Source organism: Hyphomicrobium sp. GJ21, from assembly GCF_001006785.1.
In the GTDB taxonomy this organism is placed as follows: Bacteria; Pseudomonadota; Alphaproteobacteria; order Rhizobiales; family Hyphomicrobiaceae; genus Hyphomicrobium_B.
Genome location: NZ_CDHO01000003.1, coordinates 1,678,874 through 1,695,214, shown reverse-complemented (window position 1 = coordinate 1,695,214; position 16,341 = coordinate 1,678,874). Strand labels below are relative to the sequence as shown.

The window sequence follows — 16,341 nt, the reverse complement described above, 5'->3', positions numbered from 1 at the left end:
GCACGCTTTTGGATCGTGTCGGCTGCACGCTATATTGGTCCATGCGCTCGAATTCTCGCCCGACCGTTTTGCTGACTGGCTTCGGACCGTTTCCGAACGTCCCCAGGAACGCGTCTGCCGTGATCGTCAAAAGGCTGGCGCGCGAAGCACGACTTGCGCTGCCGCATGTTCGCTTCGCGGTCGCTGTTCTGCCGACCGAATGGGTGCGGGCGCCGGGACTTGTTTCCGAACTCCATGAGCGGCACGATCCTGTTCTGGCGCTGCACTTCGGAGTTGCGACAAGCATGCGCGGCTTTCGCATCGAAACGGCAGCCCGAAATTTCTGCCGGATGTCGCCGGATGCAGCAGGCGGCCTGCCCGCTTCCAACTGCATCTGCGAAGGTGGTGCGTCCGCGCTTGCAACAAGCGTTCCCGCGACCGCAGTCGCGCAGCACCTCGAAGCGCACGGCTTTGAGGCGAGGCTGTCCGATGATGCAGGAGGATATCTCTGCAACGCCGTTTTTTACCACTCACTGCTTGAAGCGAGGACGCGGCGCGACCGCTGCAGGGTTGGCTTCATTCACATACCTCTCAAAGCAGGCGCGCCCGAAACCATAGGCCGAACCATTTCCGGGGCGCTGGAAGTTTTGAAATTCTCGCTTCACCACGCGCCGCAGGAGGCGACTTTAACCTCGGTTTAATGTCTGGCACGCTGGCTCGGTCCTTGCTTCATACGGGGAGCAAACCGGAGTCCATCAATGACCATCGATCGCCGTTCGCTTATCGGAGCAAGCCTTGGGCTCGGCGCAGCCGTAAGCGCCGCACATGCGAGCGAGCGCAAGCTATCGCCTACAGCGCCAAACGCCTCGGACTTCGCGCCCGTGCTCGTTCCCGATGATGGGCGGGATCAGACCGAAGCCTTGCAGGCGGCGGTCGACAGTGCAGCGGAAAAGGACATTCCGCTCGTTCTGCCGCCGGGCAAGTTCCTCGTCAGCGATCTGAGGCTGCGGCGAGGCTCGCGCGTGATCGGAACGGCGCGGACGACTACTCTGGTTTTCTCAGGCGGCAGTGCATTCATCACGGGCGACAAGGCGGACGGGCTGGTTCTTGAAGGCTTGGCATTCGACGGCGCTTACAAGGCCTTCGACACGGCTCGCGGCGACGGCTTGCTGACGTTTTCGAACTCCAAGACTTTGCATCTCCACGATCTCGAAATTCAGAACAGCAGCGGCAACGGAGTATCGCTGACGGAGTGCGGCGGGCGGGTCGAAGGCCTTCTCATCAGCCATGTTCTCGATGCGGGATTTAAAAGTTTCGACTCGCTCGGGCTCGACGTCAAAGACAACACCGTCACCGACTGCGGCAACAACGGCATTCTGATCTGGCGCTCCAAACAGGAAGAGGACGGTAGCGTCGTCGCGGGCAATCGCATCTCGAAAATCCGCAACGCGGCGGGCGGCACCGGCGAGTACGGCAACGGCATCAATGTGTTTCGCGCCGGAAGCGTGCTCGTTTCGGGGAATCGCATTTCCGATTGTGCCTATACGGCGGTGCGCGGCAACGCGGCGTCCAATATCCAAATTGTCGGCAATAGCTGCGAACGGCTTGGCGAGGTCGCGCTTTATGCCGAATTCGGATTCCAGGGCGCGATCATCGCGAACAATCTCGTCGATACGGCCGCGAGCGGAATCTCGGTCACAAATTTCAACGAAGGCGGCCGCCTTGCCGTCGTGCAAGGCAATCTCATTCGCAATCTCGTCCGGCGCGAGCAGGAGCCCGAGGACAAGCGGGGCGAAGGCATCGCCGTCGAGGCCGACGCTGTGGTCTCCGGCAATACGATCGAAAACGCACCGACCGTCGGCATTCAGATCGGCTGGGGCGTTTATATGCGCGACGTGGCCGTAACCGGGAACGTCGTGCGCAATGCGCGTGTCGGCATCTCCGTTACGAATGCTGCGGACGCCGGGAAATGCCTGATCGCGAACAATCTGATTTCAAACGCCAAAGACGGCGCGATCCGCGAGATGGACAGGGGCGTCTTCCAGGGCCCGGATCTCGCGCGCGAGCCCGGCGCATCGGACCGCATTCACGTGATGGCGAACGTCGCGGTGTGACGCGACGCCGGACGAACAGAAAAATATCCTGGGATTATGAGAGCGCCGCGGCCCGGCCAAGGGGAAGACGGGGGGAGTCGGGACTTGGCCGGGCGGCGGCAGCATCTGGTGTGCACGGGGGGAGGTGACACCAGCCTTGAGGTCATATCTAAGCGCAATAAGATGAACTCATTCTGAACGTGACGTTAAATTGCCGCAACGTTTCACCCAATAGCCCGATAATTCCGCTAACTCGGCGTTTGCCCTCGGTTTTTTTTATGCGCCGGCCGAGTTGCTCATCGAATCATATTAGCGTCCGGGTCCCGATGACTTGCGCATAGGACTTCGTGATGCCGGCCTACGCCGCGCCGCTTTCTCTGCCGTTTGCGTCCGATACCGGCGACGCCATGTCCCTCGCCCGCGCGAAGCTCGAGGACGTTTTCGGCTACAAGGGATTTCGCCCGCTGCAGGGCGATATCATCGATACCGTTTTGCGCGGCGGCGATTGCCTGGCGCTGATGCCGACCGGGGGCGGCAAGTCGCTTTGCTATCAGATCCCGTCGCTCGTCCGGCGCGGCACGGGAATCGTCGTGTCGCCGCTGATCGCGCTGATGCAGGATCAGGTCGACGCGCTGAAGGATCTCGGCGTCAAGGCGGCGTTTCTGAATTCGACGCAGGACCGCAGCACGCAGGACCAGATCGAACGGCAGTTCGCGGCGGATGCGCTCGATCTGCTTTATGTTGCGCCCGAACGGCTGGTGCAGGAGCGCACGCTCAATCTCCTGGAGCGCAGCGACATCGCCCTGTTCGCGATCGACGAAGCGCATTGCGTTTCGCAGTGGGGTCATGATTTCCGGCCCGAGTACCGGCAGCTCAAGATTCTGGCGCAGCGATTTCCGCGCGTGCCGCGCATCGCGCTGACAGCGACCGCGGACGAACGCACGCGACAAGACATCATTTCGGAGCTGTCGCTCGAAAACGCCGCGAGTTTCGTCGCGAGCTTCGACCGGCCGAACATTCGCTACACGATCGCGGAGCTTGGCAGCGGCAGCACGCGCGAACGGCTTTGGCAGTTCATCGAAGCCGAACATCCGACCGATGCCGGGATCGTCTACTGTCTGTCACGCAAGTCGGTTGAGGAAACGGCGGCGTGGCTCAGCTCGAAGGGCCGCAAAGCCCTCGCCTATCATGCCGGTCTCGAAGCGCACATCCGCGCGGGCGCGCAGACCAAGTTCCTGACGGAAGAAGGGCTGATCATCGTCGCGACGATCGCCTTCGGCATGGGCATCGACAAGCCCGACGTGCGTTTCGTCGCCCACCTCAATCTGCCGAAGTCGATCGAGTCCTATTATCAGGAGACGGGCCGCGCCGGGCGTGATGGCGAGCCGGCGAACGCCTGGATGGCGTACGGCCTGCAGGACATCGTGCAGCTTCGGCAATGGATCGGGCAGTCGGAGGGCTCGGAAGCTTTCAAGACCGTACAGCGGCAGAAGCTCGATGCGCTCATCGGGCTGGCGGAAATGCCTGGCTGCCGTCGGCAAGCGCTGCTGGCCTACTTCGGCGAAATGAATTCCGAGCCGTGCGGGAACTGCGACAACTGTTTAAACCCGCCGCACACCGAGGACGGGACCGTCGTAGCGCAGAAGGCGTTATCGGCCGTCTATCGCACCGGGCAGCGGTTCGGCGTCACCTATCTCGCCGACGTGCTGATCGGAACTGCGGACGAGCGCGTGCTGCGCAACGGCCACGACCGCCTGTCGGTTTTCGGCATTGGCAAGGACCTACCGGCGGCGACATGGAAAGGGCTTTTCAGGCAGCTCACCGCGCAAGGCTATCTGACGGGCGATGACGAGGGCATGGGGTCGCTCGTTCTGACCGAACGGGCTCGGCCGCTGCTGCGCGGCGAAGAGCGTTTCCTGATGCGCGTCACGCAGGCGAAGTCGAAACTTGCCAAGAAGCGCGGCGCGTCGCTCGCTCCGAAAGTTGCGGCGCAGAACCAGCCGCTGTTCGACGCGCTCAAGGCCGTGCGCCTGAAGCTCGCGACGGCGGCGAAACTTCCGCCCTACGTCGTGGCGCAGGATCGCACTCTGATCGAGCTTGCGGAGAAGCGGCCGAAATCGGAATCGGCGCTGCACGACATTCTCGGGCTCGGTGCGAGCAAGATCGCGCGCTACGGCGCGGCGTTCATGCAGGTAATTTCGCAATTCGCAGCGCATCCGGCGCTCACCAACCGCCTGTCGGCAAGCGTGAATGCGACGCTGGCGGCACACCTCCGTGGTCTCGATGCGGAACAGATCGCATCCGAGCGGGGGCTCGAGGTCGGGACGATCTACGGCCATCTCGCCGAGGCGATTGAAGCGGGCCTGATCAGTGCAGAGGACGCGGTTCGTCTCGATCCGGCCGAGCGCGACGAGATCGAGGCGGCCTTCGATCGTTGCGAAACGCGCGATAGCGGAAAGCTCGGACCGGCGTTCGCGGCGCTCGACGGCCGCTACAATTACGGCATTCTCAAATGCCTACTCGCTGACGCTGGCTAGCGCGGTCGGCTTCGAAGCGGCGCAGGATTTCCGGGCCTTTGCCGGACGTGAACGCGACCCGCACGGCCTGGCCTTCGGTTCCGATGATCTCGCATTCGGCGCCGTCGCCATACTGGTCCCAGCGCAGGCGGACACGCGGAGGAAGGATCGTCGGCCGGCTCAATTCGATCACGGCACCGGCTTCGTCCACATGCTGGACGGTGCACCGAATTGGTGCAGCATTCCCAGCCTGCAATTGGGCGTGGACGAGCGACATCCGTCTGCCGAACGTCGTTTTGCTGCTATACGTGCTGATCTTGGACACGGAAGCCTCATGGATCGATAAGTCATGAGGCGATAGGCAAAACGAATGCCAGCCACTGGCGCGGCCGAGGCATCGCGACGTTTGGCTCGAAACGGATTGCCTAACGAAAGGTTTACGCGCTCACGCGCGTGGCGCACGGGCAAGGCGTTCGCCGATGTCGTCGCATAGGGCGCGCGTTTCCGGCGTCCAGGCGGCGACGTTCGACGCAAGCAGGTTCGCCTCGGATTTCAGGATGACGCCGTCATCGAGAATGCGAAGGCCGTTGGCGCGCAGCGTTTCGCCCGTCGTCGTAATGTCGACGATCAGCTCGGCCGTACCTGCGGCAGGAGCGCCCTCGGTCGCGCCGGCGCTTTCGACGATGCGATAATCGCCGAAGCCTTTCGACGCGAAGAAGCGGCGCGTCAGGTTCATGTATTTGGTGGCGACGCGCGGCCAGCGCCCGTGCCGCCTGCGGAACGGCATCGCGATGTCTTCGAGATCGGCGACGGTCGATACGTCGATCCAGCACGCGGGCACGGCGACGACGACGTCGGCAAAGCCGAAGCCGAGCTTGTGCACGAAACCGATGCGGGTCACGGCGTCCGAGATGTTTTCTCGGATCAGGTCCTCGCCCGTGATGCCGAGGTGAATGCTGCCTACCTTCAGCGCTTCCGCGATTTCCGAGGACGACACATAAGCGACGTCGACGTCGGGAAGTCCCTCGATCTCGCCGCGATAGCCGCGCGCGTGTCCGACCTTGCGGACGATCAGCCCGGCGCGCGCGAACATGTCGGTCGTCTGTTCCATCAGACGGCCCTTGGACGGAATGGCCAGCGTCAGCCTGCTCATGATGCGGCTCCCTGCAGCGCTGCCAAAAGACGCTCGGTGTGGATCGCGGCGCCGACGGCCGCAACATCGGCGTCCGCTCCGGCGGCGCGCATCAGGCCGTCGTAGCGGCCTCCGGTCGCGAGCGGGCTTTGCGGTCCGAGCGTCTTGGCGCGAACTTCGAATACGAGGGCGGTGTAGTACTCCAGCGAGCGGCCGAATTCGGCGGAGAAAGTCACACGGTCGAGATCGATGCCGGCGTTTGCGAGCAGCGCGAGGCGGCGATCGTAGGTTTCCAGCGCCGCGCTCGAACCGGCCGGTGCTCCGTTCACGAGTTCGGCGATTTTCGCGCCGGCGGTGCGCGCGGGACCCGAGATTTCCGTGTAACGCCCGATGAGCGCGGCGGCGTCCGCAGCGAGCGGCTTTTCATCGCCGCTCTCCTTGATGCCGATCAGGTGCTCGGTGATATCGGCGAGCGGGCGCGTACCGATCAGCTCGATCGCATTGTCGTCGAGGTAGGTCGCAACAGCCGTTTCGCTGGCGGCGCGATTGGCGCTATCCAGCGATGCCAGCAACGTGGCGGGCACGGACAAGCGTGTCGCGCTCGTGCCCGAGGCAAATGCCTTCAGGGCATCGCGAAACGATTGCGGTTTCAGGAATGCATCGTCGAGGCGCTTCTTCCAGCGCGGCGAAATTCCGGCCACATCGAGGATGCTCGAAAACAGTCCGAGGTCGCCGAGACGCAGCGTCCAATCTTTGAGGCCGAGTTTTTCGATCGCCTTGATGACGATGGCAATGACGTCGGCTTCCGCCGCCTCGCGTTCGGCATCCCCGAAGCGCTCGATACCAGCTTGCCGGAACTCGCGCGGGTGCGAAGCATCGACGCCCTGCGGCTGAAAGCGGAACGCGGCACCACGATAGCAATAGCGCGCAGGCGTTGCCGGATCGACGTGGCGCGCGAGGTGCAGCCGGCACGTCGGCACGGTGATATCGGGCCGGAGGCAAAGCTCGGCGCCGTCCGGGTCGGTAAAGACATACGTGCGCGCGCGCAGGCTTTCGCCGATGACATCAAGGAAGACATCGGCGGGCTGGATGATCGCGGGCGCGACGGCTTCATAACCGGCCTTCGTGAAGACCGACATCAATGTCTGCGCTTGCGCTTCAAGCGCCTCGAACTCTCGCGTCGTTTCCGCGCTCATGACTCAACCCTGATGCAACGCGACGAGTTTTTTGACTTCGTCGATCAGGTTCGCCTCGGAAACGGAAAACTGCGCCGGGCGCGCCGCTTTCCATTCCTTGTTGTCCTTGATCGCGGCGGCGGCCTTGGCGCCTTCGATCAAATCCTTGATCGTGACTTCGCCCTTGGCGCGTTCGTCCGAGCCTTGAATGATCGCGCACGGCGCGTTGCGCTTGTCGGCGTATTTCATCTGCGCCTTCATGCCGGACGAGCCGAGATACATTTCGGCGCGAATTCCAGCGTTGCGCAAATCCTGCGTGATTTTCTGATAGCGCGCGATCTCGCCCTTATCCATCACGAGCACGACGACGGGACCGAGGGCTTCCGTCTTCTTGGCGCCAATGAGCGATAGCGCCGCCTGCAGGCGCGAGACGCCGATCGAGAAACCGGTCGCGGGAACCTTGTCGCCGGTAAAGCGCGCGACGAGATCATCGTAGCGGCCGCCGCCACCGACGGAGCCAAAGCGCACGGGCTTGCCGTCGTCGCCTTTGACCTCGAACGTCAGTTCGGCTTCGAACACGGGGCCGGTGTAATATTCGAGGCCGCGGACGACCGTCTGATCGACACGAATACGGTCGGCTCCATATCCCGCAGACTGGCAGAGCGTTTGAATTGCGAGAAGGTCTTCGACGCCTGCGACGAAGTTTGCGTTTTCGTTTCCGTTGCGATTTTCGAGAACCGGCTTTTCGAGGAAGTTGACGACCGCCATCGTCTGCGCGGGCGTCAGGTCGGCGCCTTTCGTGAAGTCGCCGCTCTCGTCCTTGCGGCCTTTGCCGAGAAGATCGGAGACGCCTTGCAGCCCGAGGCGATCGAGCTTGTCGACGGCGCGGAGCACCGTCAGGCGACGGGCGCTGTCGGTGACATCTAGGCCGATGCCTTCGAGCAACCCGTCGAGCAATTTGCGATTGCTGACCTTGATGACGTAATCACCGCGCTTGACGCCCAAGGCTTCCAGCGTGTCGGCGGCGAGCATGCACATCTCGGCGTCGGCGGCGACGCTCTCGGCTCCGACGGTGTCAGCGTCGAACTGCATGAACTGGCGGAAGCGGCCGGGGCCGGGCTTCTCGTTGCGATAGACGTTGCCGAATGCGTAGCGGCGGAACGGCTTCGGCAGAACCTGAAAATTCTGCGCGACGTAACGCGCGAGCGGCGCGGTCAGATCGTAGCGCAGGCTCATCCATTGCTCGTCTTCATCCTGGAAGGAGAAGACTCCAGCGTTCGGCCGGTCCTGGTCGGGGAGAAACTTGCCTAGCGCGTCGGTGTATTCGATCGCGGGCGTTTCGAGAGCCTGGAATCCGTAGCGCTCGTAGACCTCGCGGATTTTCGCGATCATCTCGTTCAGGCCGCGCAACTCGGCCGCCTCGATATCGCGGAAGCCTTTCGCGAGACGCGGCGCTGGTGCGGCGGATGCCTGCGGCGCGGGACGCGCGCTGGTGGAGTCTTTGGACATAAGGTCTATGGGAACCGTGATTGTAATAGTTGCCGTATCATCTGAAACGCCCGGCGGGCGAGCCCGCCTTATATCGGATCGCCCGCGCTCGCGAAAGCCGGGTTCAAGGGCCCGAATTAACGGGAAAAAGGCGACTTCAGAAGGCGATAGGCGGCCTTGAGGCGGAGAGGCTTCGGCAGGCGCGCGCTCAGACGATGGTACATCACGTATGGCGACGCCGCGAGATTGCGGGCGACGATCAGATCGTAGAGCGGTACGCACTCGACGCCAAAGCCGTGCTTGAACGGATGATCGCCGGGTCCCAGGTCAAATCGCCGGACACCGCGGGAGGCAAAATACTTCATAGCTTCGATCATCACGAGGCGGCCGGGCGAGATGTGGCTCCACGCCGTGCCTGTCCCGAGATGTAGCATCGTGAACGTGTCTTCGTGGACGATGCCGAACAGTGTGGCCGCGATCTCGCCATCGGCTTCGAGCGCGAACAGGGTTGCGAGACCGGCCTCCGAGCCATCGATGGCGAGCCGTTCGCAAAAGGCGCGATAGGACGGTTCGTCAAACGCGCGCTTGTTCCCCGTCGCGCCCTGACGCGGCGATAATTGTTCTTCGAGCACGGCGTAGATATGCGCGGCCTGCTCAGGCGTCTCGGCACGAAAGAAACGCGGCGCACCCTGCTTTTCCCAAAGGCGATAGCAGCGCTCGACATCCTTGCGATATTTTTTTCCGAGTCCGTTCAGGTATGCGTCGACGCTTTCCGGAATGGTCAGCAGATTTGCGGAGGAACGCGCGTTCGCAACGCCCCGGCAGGCCATTAGCGGATTAGGCGCTCCGCCGATGTCGGCTGTCATGTGATCGAGTCGAAGGAGATCGACGTCGCGCATTGCACGCATTGCCGAGCGCCAGACGCGTCTTATCGCACTCCTCCGGACGGGGCAGGCCGGTCCGAGAATCGGTCCGCCGTAAGCGGCAACGCCGAGGTTCGCGAAACGGGCGACCGTCTGCCTGCGTTTCTTTTGAATGAGCAGCGGAAGGACGAGCGCGACGTCGCCGCTGCTGCGCTCCGTGACGACGACGAGGCGCGGCATCGCACGTTGCGCGGGCGCGATCTCCTCGTAGAACGCCGTCAACCAATCGAGCGTCTGAAAGCCGCTCGAGACGAGACCACCCTGCACCGCATCGAGCGCAGCCAGCGCTTCGTCGGCACCGTCGAAAACTTCCGTTATGTAGCGGGATGCGGGCCATAGCGACAGACGCGCGTCAACGCGGTCTGCGGCTACATACGCCACGCCGTTCCCAACATCAGCCGTCGCCATACGCGTTACACTCAACAGGCGATTTCTGATTACCCTCTGCCCAGTCGCATCCGCCGCGAGGCAATCATTGCATCGTTTCGCTCGGGATCAAATCGCAATTTGACCGGCTGGCGCTTTGACATTTGGCAAGACGCGAGGGGTTTGCGCTGCAAGCGCACGCGGTTAGTGCGGCCCGGCCATGAGCGCCGTTGCGGCGACGAAGAAGGCGGCTTCGAAAACCTGTTCGACCGCACCCAGAACGTCGCCGGTATATCCAGCGATTTTACGGCGTGCGATCAAGGCGATGAGGCTCGCAGCGGCGAACGCGAACAGCGCGGCAGCAATGAATGTCGTCGCGCCCAACAGGAGAAACCCCGGAATTAACCCTAAAGCCAGCGCCACGGCGATCTCGGACACCGTCAGCTCGGAGATCTTCTGGCTGACCTTGGCGACGCCGCCGCCGGCGTGGGGCAACCTCGACATCGTAACGATGGCGGCGAGACGGGCACCCGCATGTCCGGCGACCATGACGAGCGCTGCATTCCACGGCGTCAGCGCAACGAGCGCCGCACCTTTCAAAGCGAGCACGGAGATCAACGCGAGAGTGCCATACGTACCGATGCGGCTGTCGCGCATGATTTCGAGGCGGCGCTCGCGCGTGCGTCCACCACCGAAGGCGTCCGTCGTATCGGCGAGGCCGTCCTCGTGCAATGCGCCGGTGATCGCGATGGCGGCGACGATGCCAATGACTGTCGGCAACGGCGCGGGCAGGAATGCTGCGCTCAAGACGATGGCCGCACCGGCGATGACGCCGACGATGGTGCCAACGAGCGGCATGTATTTCGCGGACCGCGCGAGCCAATCCGGCGGGCAGTCGCCGATCGACCCAACAGGCAGCTGGGTCAGGAATTGCAACGCGATTTTGAAGAGCCGGACTTCGCGGGCGATCATGCCGGATGCTCGCCCGGCAGGTCGGCCATGTCGCGCAGCATCAATTCCGCCGCGCGGACGAGCGGGATTGCAAGCGCCGCGCCCGTTCCTTCGCCAAGACGCATGTCGAGCGCGAGCAGCGGCTTCGCGCCGAGATATTCAAGGATTGCTTTGTGACCGGGTTCGGCGGAGCAGTGTGCGAAGACGCAGCACGTGCGTGTTTCAGGATGAAGCGCGATCGCCGCGAGGGCCGCAACCGTCGAGATGAAGCCGTCGACGACGATGATCCGGCGTGCGGCTGCGGCGGCCGTCATGGCGCCCGCTATCATCGCGATTTCGAAGCCGCCGAATTGCCGGAGCGCTTCGCGTGCGCGCTGACGCGGATCGTCCTCGCGGATATTGGCGCGCGATAATACTGACTGAAGCGTTTTGCGTTTGTGGTCGAGGCCGAGCGCCGGTGCGCCTGCTCCCGGGCCGACGAGCAGGGCAAGATCGATCCCGGTCAGCGCGTGCGCAACGAGCGCGGCGGCGCTGGTGTTGCCGATGCCGATCTCGCCGTATCCGACGATGCCAACGCCTTGAAGCTCGGCGTCGATGGCACGGCCGGCTTCGAGCGCTTGGGAGCATTCGTCCGGCGTCATGGCCGGTTCGAGGTTTGAATTTTTTGTTCCGGCTGCGATGCGGCGCTCGATCAAATGATCATGCGCGGGCAGCGGTTCGAGCATGCCTGCATCGACAAGCACGACATCGATGCCGGAAGCCCGCGCGAAGACGTTGATGCCGGCGGTCCCTGCCAGAACCATTTTCGCGATCTCGCGCGTAACAACGGAAGGGTACGCGGTCACGCCTTCGGCGGTCAGCCCGTGATCGCCAGCGAACACAAGGATTTTCGCGCCGCCAAGATCAGGCCGCAGCGTGCCACTCACCATTCCGACCTGCAGCGCAAGATCTTCGATGCGGCCGAGCGAGCCGACGGGCTTGGCCTTGCCGCGAATGCGTGCGCGAAGCTCAGCCTCCAGCGCTGAACGCGCAGCCGTGTCCTTATCGATGACGTTCATGCTCCGATATAGTCCTCAACGCTGCGCTTGGGTTGCGGAACATCCGTCGAATATTGCGCGAGACCTTCAAGGCCGGGCGGCACGGGACCGCCGTGCGCCCAGTCGAGCAGCTCGATGGTGTGAACGACGGGGATGTCCAACCCCGACTGCAATTGCTGAATGCAGCCGATGTTCCCTGCTGCCACGACGTCGGGGCGGAGCGTCTTGATATTTCCCGCCTTGCGGTCACGTAGCGCACCCGCGATCTCGGGCTGCACAATGTTGTAAATCCCCGCGGAGCCGCAGCAGAGATGGCTTTCGGGGATATCGAGGACCGTGAAGCCCGCTTTTTTCAGAAGCGATTTCGGTTGCGACGTGACCCGCTGACCGTGCTGCAGCGAGCAGGCCGAGTGATACGCGACCTTGAGACTCGACCAGCGTTTCGGCGCGCCAAAATCGTGGCCGTCGAGAAATTCGGTCACGTCCTTCGCCATTGCCGCGATGTCCTTGGCGCGTTTGGCGAACTCGGTTTCGTGGCGCAGGAGATGGCCGTAATCCTTCACCGTCGTGCCGCAGCCCGAGGTGTTGATGATGATGGCATCGACGCCGCCTTTGGCGATTTCCTTGCTCCAGGCGGCAACGTTGGCGCGGGCGAACTTGACCGCCTCCTCCTCGCGTCCGATGTGCTGGCTCAACGCTCCGCAACATCCGGCGCCGTTCGCGACAATGACGTCGATCCCGCCGCGCGCAAAAAGCCGGATCGTGGCGTCGTTGATCTGGGGTCTCAGAACCTGTTGCGCGCAACCGGCGAGCAGAAGCACGCGGCCCGTGCGAACTCCTGTCGGCGACGCCGTTCCGGGGCCGCGAAAGCGTCCGCCATGAGGCGCGTCGGCCGGTGCGAGGTCGACCATCGCAGCAAGTTCCGGCATCTTGAGCGCGCGAAAGACCGGTGCCATTCGGCGTCCCAGCGGCGCGGCGCGCATCGCCCATCGGAAGCGGCGCGGATAGGGGATGATTTCCGCTAGTGCGCGACGGATCAGGCGATCTTTCAGGCTGCGATTGCCGGTCTTTTCGATGTGACCGCGCGCGATCTCGACGAGATGCATGTAATCGACGCCGGACGGGCACGTCGTCATGCACGAGAGGCACGTGAGGCAGCGATCGATATGCTTCGAAACTTCCGGCTTCGCGTCGATGCCCTTTTCGAGCATGTCCTTGATGGCGTAGATGCGCCCGCGCGGACTATCGCGCTCGTCGCCGAGGACGACATAGGTCGGGCACGTCGCCGTGCAGAGCCCGCAATGGACGCAGCGGCGCAGAATACGCTCCGCTCGCGCGATTTCGGGATTCTCAAGCTGCGCTTTCGAAAAGCTGGTGTGCATTGCGCCTGACTGTCAGACAGAAGAGCCTATAGATTAGCGTACATGCGCCCGCGATTGAGAAGCCCATCGGGATCGAACGCGGACTTGACCCCGCGTGTCAATCGTTCGATTTCGGGTTTCAGCGGTTCGAAAACATCGACGCTGGCGCGGACTTCCGGTTGCGCACGAATGAGCGTCGCGTGGCCGCCGCGAACGGATACGGCGCGACGGACGTCGGCGGCACCGGCGTCGGCGGCAGCGGGAACCTCGAGCCAGATCAGGCCGCCACCCCAATCGTAGAATGCCGTGGCGTCCATGAATTTTTCGATCGCGAACACGATCTCGGCGGCCTTCGTCGGCAGCGTCGAAATCCGCCAGAGGCTCGTTTCGGTCGAAAACGGCATGACCGACAGCGTGCGGAATTCGCTCCACAGGCTCCACGTTTCCTCGGCGTCGAGCTCGATCGGCGTGCCGTAGACCTTCAATGCGGCCTTGAGCTTTTCCTTGCGGCCTTCGATTGCAGCCGAGAACGTTTCCAGTCGCAACAGCGTGACGGGCTGATCGATGCCCTTCAGTTTTGCCTGTTTCAGACGCGCGGCGCTGCCTTTCGGCAGATGCACGGCGCCGGAGACTTCGAGCGGCGTCGCCATCGTCGTCGTCAGCGCTTCGATTGCAAGATCGTCGGGCAAGCCGGTGTACGCGAGCGTCAGCATCGTCTGCGGCAACGGCGCGACCTTGAACGTCACTTCGGTCATCACCGCGAGCGTGCCCCAGCTGCCGGTTAATCCGCGTGCGATGTCGAGGCCGGTGACGTTCTTCATCACGCGGCCGCCGGACTTGAAGAGTTCGCCGCGTCCGTTGACGGCGCGAACGCCGAGAAGGTTGTCGCGTGCGCTTCCTGCGAGAATGCGGCGCGAGCCGGAGAAGTTCGTCGAGAAAACGCCGCCGATCGACAACGCACCGCCCGGAGCGCCGGTTGCGGGTCCGAGATCGATCGGCTCGAAGGCGAGCATTTGGCCGCGGGCGGCGAGCAGCGATTCAATTTCATAGACCGGTGTTCCGGCGCGCGCCGTCATCACGATCTCGGTCGGCTCGTAAAGCGTGACGCCTTTGAGGCCCGCTGTCGACAGCACGACATCGGAGCGCGCGACGCGGCCGGCGTTCCGCAACGCGCCGTGGCCGACGATCTCGACACGCCGTTTCTGCGCGGCGAGCTTCGCGATCATCGACTGCAACTCCCACTCGGCTGCTGGTCGCAAGAGTTCGGTCACGAACGCACCATGTGCTAGGCGGCCTCGGGCGTGCTCGCGGCGCGGCCCGAGCGCATCGTCTCTGTCGCCGCCAGCGGGAAAACTTTTGCCGGGTTCAAACGCCACGTCGGATCGAACACGGTTTTGATGCGCATCTGCACGGCGAGATCGGTCGCCGAGAATTGCGATGCCATCAGCTCGCGCTTTTCGATGCCGACGCCGTGCTCGCCAGTGAGGCAGCCGCCCAACTCGACGCAAAGCTTGAGGATCGCTTCGCCAGCGGCTTCGGCGCGATCGGCCTGACTGTCGTCGTTCGCATCATAGAGGATCAGTGGGTGCAGATTGCCGTCGCCCGCGTGGAAAATGTTGGCGACTTTCAAATCGTGCTCGGCGCAAATCTGGCTGATGCGCGTCAGCGCGTGCGGAAGCTGCGCGAGCGGGATCGTGCCGTCCATGCAAAGATAATCGGAGATGCGGCCGATGGCGCCGAAGGCGGCCTTGCGCCCGGCCCAGATGCGCGCGCTCTGGTCGGGTCCGGAACTCATGACGACGGTTTTCGGATCGTGCGCCGCCGCGATTTCGGCGATTCGGGCGAGCAGAATGCCGATCTCGCTTTCCGAACCTTCGACCTCGACGATCAGCAAGGCTTCCACATCGAGCGGATAACCGGCTCCGGCGAAGGCCTCGCAGACTTCGATTGCGGCGCGGTCCATGTATTCGATCGCCACCGGAATGATGCCAGCGGCGATGATTGCGGCAACGCAACTGCCTGCAGCTTCCGGCGAGCGGAAGCCGATCATCAGCGGGCGCGCGCCTTCCGCGGACGGAAGGATTTTGACGGTCGCTTCGGTGACGACGCCGAGCTGACCTTCCGAGCCGATCATCAGGCTCAAGAGATCGTAACCGTTGCGTTCGAGCGAGGTACCGCCGATGTCGACGATCGTGCCGTCGATCAGCACCATCTTGACTCCCAGCACGTTGTGGGTCGTCACACCGTATTTGAGGCAATGCGCGCCGCCGGAATTCATCGCGAGGTTTCCGGCGATGGTGCAGGCGAGCTGTGACGACGGATCGGGCGCGTAGAAGAAACCTTTCGGCGCTACGCGCGAGGTGATTTCGAGATTGGTGATGCCGGCTTCGACGCGTGCGAAGCGATTGACGTAGTCGACTTCGATCACGCGATTCATTTTCGAAACGCAGAGGACGATGGCGTCTTCGGTCGGTAGCGCGCCGCCGCAGAGCGAGGTGCCCGCGCCGCGCGGAATGACCTTGACGTCGTTCTCGTGGCAGAATTTCAGGATCTTCGAAACGTCTTCCGTCGTGCGCGGCAGCACGACGAGCATCGGGACGTTGCGATATGCGGTGAAGGCGTCGGTCTCGTAGGCACGGCGCCCGTCCTCGTCGAGAATGAGAAGGTCCGCGCCGACGCGGGCTTTCAAATCCTCGATCAAAATCGGGCGGCGACGGATCACGCCGGCATCCGGTTCAGGCAGCTCGATATGTGGCATCGCCAAACATCTCCTCAGCGACCACCCCGTAATCGGCCGTGCGCCACGCAGCCTTAAAGCTCACCGCGGCGGCTGTTAAGCATCCTTGCACGCGGCGGTGTGGCGAGCAATATCCGGTTGCATCATGTTGTAGAGATAGTCTTTTCGGCGAACGCTCAGCGATGATCGTTACGGCCTTGGAATTTTGGCAGCCGAAACTCCGGAGGTCCGCGAAATTCCGGGGCGCCATGAAACTCTTTCGGCGCGTGTCTCTCTCGCTCCCGGCCACGAACCCGATCCTGTGCAAAGCATCCGCTCAAGCATGATTGCAGCGAGGAATCGCAGCGCGGCGAGTACAGCAGCTTCGTGTTCATGCGGCAGGCGTTATGCTGAGCGCGGCAGCCGTCAGCGCATGGGTCTGCAAAGGCCGGTACGGACGCGGCCGCAAGAATCAGGCTCAGCAGGACGACAATGCGCGCCAATCCTTTTACGCTCCCTGCGGTCTGCACCATACTTCCGTCCCCTGGTCCCAGGCCGAGATGTGGACAGTGGGCCAAAACCAACGCGGGAGACTAAGTCCATA

The 16,341-nt window shown here is 63.1% G+C and carries 13 protein-coding genes; 3 read left to right on the top strand and 10 right to left on the bottom strand.

The features are described 5' to 3' along the window. Positions 1 to 41: 41 nt before the first annotated feature. The 3 genes from HYPGJ_RS16400 to recQ all read left to right on the top strand — a co-directional run bounded on the left by HYPGJ_RS16400 (position 42) and on the right by recQ (position 4,609). A complete protein-coding gene (locus HYPGJ_RS16400) occupies positions 42 to 680 on the top strand; it encodes a pyroglutamyl-peptidase I (RefSeq protein WP_046848055.1) in 639 nt (212 codons plus the stop codon). Positions 681 to 737: 57 nt separating this feature from the next. Further along, positions 738 to 2,093, top strand: coding sequence for a TIGR03808 family TAT-translocated repetitive protein (locus tag HYPGJ_RS16395; RefSeq protein WP_046848054.1), 1,356 nt, complete (start codon positions 738 to 740; stop codon positions 2,091 to 2,093). 329 nt (positions 2,094 to 2,422) lie between these two features. After that, on the top strand, positions 2,423 to 4,609 hold the full coding sequence (gene recQ / locus HYPGJ_RS16390) for a DNA helicase RecQ (RefSeq protein WP_046848053.1): 2,187 nt from the start codon (positions 2,423 to 2,425) through the stop codon (positions 4,607 to 4,609). On the opposite strand, the gene HYPGJ_RS19510 is transcribed toward recQ, so the two are convergent. The 10 genes from HYPGJ_RS19510 to HYPGJ_RS16340 all read right to left on the bottom strand — a co-directional run bounded on the left by HYPGJ_RS19510 (position 4,581) and on the right by HYPGJ_RS16340 (position 15,779). Beyond that, positions 4,581 to 4,913, bottom strand: coding sequence for a hypothetical protein (locus tag HYPGJ_RS19510; protein ID WP_244466202.1), 333 nt, complete (start codon positions 4,911 to 4,913; stop codon positions 4,581 to 4,583). The two genes, recQ and HYPGJ_RS19510, sit on opposite strands and share 29 nt — an antisense overlap. Positions 4,914 to 5,033: 120 nt before the next feature. Next, positions 5,034 to 5,741, bottom strand: a complete 708-nt coding sequence (gene hisG, locus HYPGJ_RS16380; RefSeq protein WP_046848051.1) for an ATP phosphoribosyltransferase — start codon at positions 5,739 to 5,741, stop codon at positions 5,034 to 5,036. Continuing rightward, positions 5,738 to 6,916, bottom strand: a complete 1,179-nt coding sequence (locus HYPGJ_RS16375; RefSeq protein ID WP_046848050.1) for an ATP phosphoribosyltransferase regulatory subunit — start codon at positions 6,914 to 6,916, stop codon at positions 5,738 to 5,740. Before HYPGJ_RS16375 ends, hisG begins: the two co-directional genes overlap by 4 nt. 3 nt (positions 6,917 to 6,919) lie before the next feature. Continuing rightward, positions 6,920 to 8,404 (bottom strand): histidine--tRNA ligase, encoded by a 1,485-nt coding sequence (hisS, locus tag HYPGJ_RS16370; RefSeq protein WP_046848049.1) that lies wholly within the window; start codon positions 8,402 to 8,404, stop codon positions 6,920 to 6,922. Positions 8,405 to 8,520: 116 nt separating this feature from the next. Next, entirely contained in the window at positions 8,521 to 9,714 is a 1,194-nt protein-coding gene (locus HYPGJ_RS16365) for a GNAT family N-acetyltransferase (RefSeq protein WP_046848048.1), read from the bottom strand. Positions 9,715 to 9,876: 162 nt separating this feature from the next. Continuing rightward, the gene (cobS, locus tag HYPGJ_RS16360) at positions 9,877 to 10,644 is read right to left on the bottom strand and encodes an adenosylcobinamide-GDP ribazoletransferase (protein WP_046848047.1); all 768 of its coding nucleotides are present in this window, start codon (positions 10,642 to 10,644) and stop codon (positions 9,877 to 9,879) included. Then, the gene (cobT, locus tag HYPGJ_RS16355; RefSeq protein ID WP_046848046.1) at positions 10,641 to 11,681 is read right to left on the bottom strand and encodes a nicotinate-nucleotide--dimethylbenzimidazole phosphoribosyltransferase; all 1,041 of its coding nucleotides are present in this window, start codon (positions 11,679 to 11,681) and stop codon (positions 10,641 to 10,643) included. The genes cobS and cobT overlap by 4 nt, the downstream gene beginning before the upstream one ends. Then, on the bottom strand, positions 11,678 to 13,042 hold the full coding sequence (gene glcF, locus HYPGJ_RS16350) for a glycolate oxidase subunit GlcF (protein ID WP_013216534.1): 1,365 nt from the start codon (positions 13,040 to 13,042) through the stop codon (positions 11,678 to 11,680). Before glcF ends, cobT begins: the two co-directional genes overlap by 4 nt. 26 nt (positions 13,043 to 13,068) lie before the next feature. After that, positions 13,069 to 14,292, bottom strand: coding sequence for an FAD-binding protein (locus tag HYPGJ_RS16345; protein WP_052750964.1), 1,224 nt, complete (start codon positions 14,290 to 14,292; stop codon positions 13,069 to 13,071). Positions 14,293 to 14,306: 14 nt separating this feature from the next. Then, complete coding sequence (locus HYPGJ_RS16340; protein ID WP_046848044.1) at positions 14,307 to 15,779, bottom strand: FAD-linked oxidase C-terminal domain-containing protein; 1,473 nt, start codon at positions 15,777 to 15,779, stop codon at positions 14,307 to 14,309. Between the last annotated feature and the right edge of the window lie 562 nt (positions 15,780 to 16,341).